The following is a 2,571-nucleotide window of genomic DNA, read 5'->3' on the forward strand; positions in this document are numbered from 1 at the left end:
GTATGCGGCCAGTCCTCCCACCTTGATTGGAAACTGCATTCGTAGGACTCTTGCGTCCGCTAACTTGTAGCGGACACATGAGCACTTTGAGATGAGCACTTTGGTCGAGGCGCCCGGCGGGCGAGTAAAGAGGCGTCACCGCGCCCAGTTCAAGGCATCGGTCGTCCTGGCCTGCCAGCAGCCTGGGGTATCGCTAGCCTCGGTGGCACTGGCCAATGGATTGAATGCCACGATGCTGCGCAAATGGGTGGTGGACAGCAAGCGGTCCACGATGTTGAGAACGCTGTCCCAGGGCAGCGGCACAGGCTCGAATCCAAGTGCGGGGCAGCCAGAGTTCATTGCGCTGGCGTTACCGCAAGGCGATGGTCCTGTGCCGTCAACCATTCACATCGAGATCGAGCGCGCCGGAGTGCTCGTGCGAGTGAAGCTGCCGGCCGGTGCGTTCAACGAATGTGCCAGAGGGCTTCGGGAGTTGCTGCGGTGATTCGCATTGACGCGCTGTGGCTGGCGGTCCAGCCACTGGATATGCGCTCGGGGGCCGATCGCCTTCTGGCCAGCGTGGTGCAGGTCTTTGGCGCTGCACAGGCACACCATGGCTACCTGTTTGCCAATGCCAGCGCCACGCGTATGAAGCTACTTGTGCATGACGGCTTTGGCGTGTGGTGCGCAGCACGGCGATTGAACCAGGGCCGATTCCTGTGGCCACATGCGACCTCGCTGGGGCAAGCCACGCTGGCGCTGGACCGGCAGCAGTTTGACGCACTCGTGGTGGGCTTGCCCTGGCAGCGACTGCCACAGATGCAAAGCATCACGCGCATCTAACCGCGGGGCAGTGGCGCTGCTGCGCACGGGGCCACCGGTTGACAGTGCAATTCCCAATGACGAGGTCAGTGCGCACCGGCATGATTCATACATGCAAGAGCTGCGCGACCTCAAAGACGAAGACCTCAAGGGCCTTGCCCCCGAGGCCATCGCGCAGCTGGCCACGCAGATGCTGCGGCGCCTGCGCCAGCAAGACAGCGAAATTCAGTTCAAGGACGCCAAGATCGAGAAGATCACGTTGCAGCTCGCGCGCCTCAAAGCCTGGAAGTTCGGCGCCAAGACCGAGGCGATGAGCGCAGAGCAGCGGCGCCTGTTTGAGGAGACATTTGCCGAGGACGAGGCCAGCTTGCAGGCGCAGCTGGAGCAGGCCAAAGCCCAGGTAGGCACGCCGCCTGCGACCGATCCGAAACCCCCACGCAAACCGCGCCGCCAGCCACTGCCCGAGCACCTGCGCCGCGAGGAACACCACCACGAACCCGAGAGCACGAGCTGCCCCAGCGTGGACTGCGGCCGGGAGATGGTGCGCATCGGCGAGGATGTGAGCGAGCGCCTGGACATCATCCCGGCCGAATTCTTCGTGCATCGCCACATCTACGGCAAGTGGGCCTGCCGCTGCTGCCAGCAACTGGTGCAAGAGCGTGCCGCGCCCCAGATCATCGAAGGCGGCATGGCGTCGGCCGGCCTGATCGCGCACACGATGGTGGGCCACTATGTCGATCACCTGCCGTACTACCGGATGGAATCGATCAATGCGCGCTCAGGTGTGCACACCCCGCGCTCCACACTGGCTAGTTGGTCCGGCAGCGGCGGTGGGGCCCTGGTGCCGGTGTTTGAGGCGCACAAGCGCTTCGTGCTGTCAGCTGCGGTGCTGCACGCCGATGAGACACCGGTAGCCATGCTCGATCCGGGGGCGGGCAAGACCAAACGTGCGTATGTCTGGAGCTACGCACGCGGTGCCTTCGATGCGGTGCCGGGGGTGGTCTACGACTTCTGTGTCGGGCGAGGAGCGCGATACCCCATCGCGTTCCTCGGTGAGCAAAGTCCAGGCGATCGAAGTTGGCGCGGCACGCTGGTGCGCGATGAGTATGCGGCCTACGACGCGGTGATCACTGCGCAACCCGCGCGCATTGCCGCGGGCTGTCTGGCGCACGCCAGGAGGAAGTTTGACGAGTTGCTGCGTGACGCCAGCAAGAGCGCTGTGGCGGTGGAGGCGTTGCAGCGCATCGCGCAGATCTACCGGGCCGAGCGTGAGCTGGCTGCCATGAGCGCGCCAGAGCGGCTGGCGGCACGGCAAAGCATCACACGGCCGCTGTGGGAGCAGCTGCATGCGTGGCTCAAACTGGAGCGAGGCCGGGTGCCCGATGGCAGTGCGACGGCCAAGGCCTTGAATTACAGCCTGAACGCCTGGGAGGCGCTGACGCGCCACCTGCTGGACGGCGATGTGCCCGTGGACAACAACCATTGCGAGAATCTGATCCGGCCCTGGGCGATGGGAAGACGGGCATGGCTGTTTGCTGGCAGCGAGTTGGCAGGGCAGCGCTCTGCGGTCGTGATGAGCCTGATTCAATCGGCTAGGCTCAATGGACACGATCCCTGGGCTTACCTCAAGGATGTCCTGGAGCGTCTGCCCACGCATCTGAACAGCCGCATCGATGAGCTGCTTCCCCACCACTGGCAGCCACAACGCTGATACGGCGGCCGGTACTCACCGGCCGCTTGACCGTCAAGGTGGGAAGACTGGCCGCTTAC

The 2,571-nt window shown here is 64.3% G+C and carries 3 protein-coding genes; all 3 read left to right on the top strand.

The window, feature by feature from the left end; all coding sequences use genetic code 11:
* Positions 1–91: 91 nt before the first annotated feature.
* The 3 genes from PSV33_RS07885 to PSV33_RS07895 all read left to right on the top strand — a co-directional run bounded on the left by PSV33_RS07885 (position 92) and on the right by PSV33_RS07895 (position 2,512).
* The gene (locus PSV33_RS07885; RefSeq protein WP_300560410.1) at positions 92–484 is read left to right on the top strand and encodes a transposase; all 393 of its coding nucleotides are present in this window, start codon (positions 92–94) and stop codon (positions 482–484) included.
* The gene (gene tnpB, locus PSV33_RS07890; RefSeq protein ID WP_300560411.1) at positions 481–822 is read left to right on the top strand and encodes an IS66 family insertion sequence element accessory protein TnpB; all 342 of its coding nucleotides are present in this window, start codon (positions 481–483) and stop codon (positions 820–822) included. The genes PSV33_RS07885 and tnpB overlap by 4 nt, the downstream gene beginning before the upstream one ends.
* A 91-nt stretch (positions 823–913) precedes the next feature.
* Complete coding sequence (locus tag PSV33_RS07895) at positions 914–2,512, top strand: IS66 family transposase (RefSeq protein ID WP_300560413.1); 1,599 nt, start codon at positions 914–916, stop codon at positions 2,510–2,512.
* The last annotated feature ends 59 nt before the right edge of the window (positions 2,513–2,571 follow it).

It is taken from the genome of Polaromonas sp. (assembly GCF_029945895.1).
Taxonomy (GTDB): domain Bacteria; phylum Pseudomonadota; class Gammaproteobacteria; order Burkholderiales; family Burkholderiaceae_C; genus Polaromonas.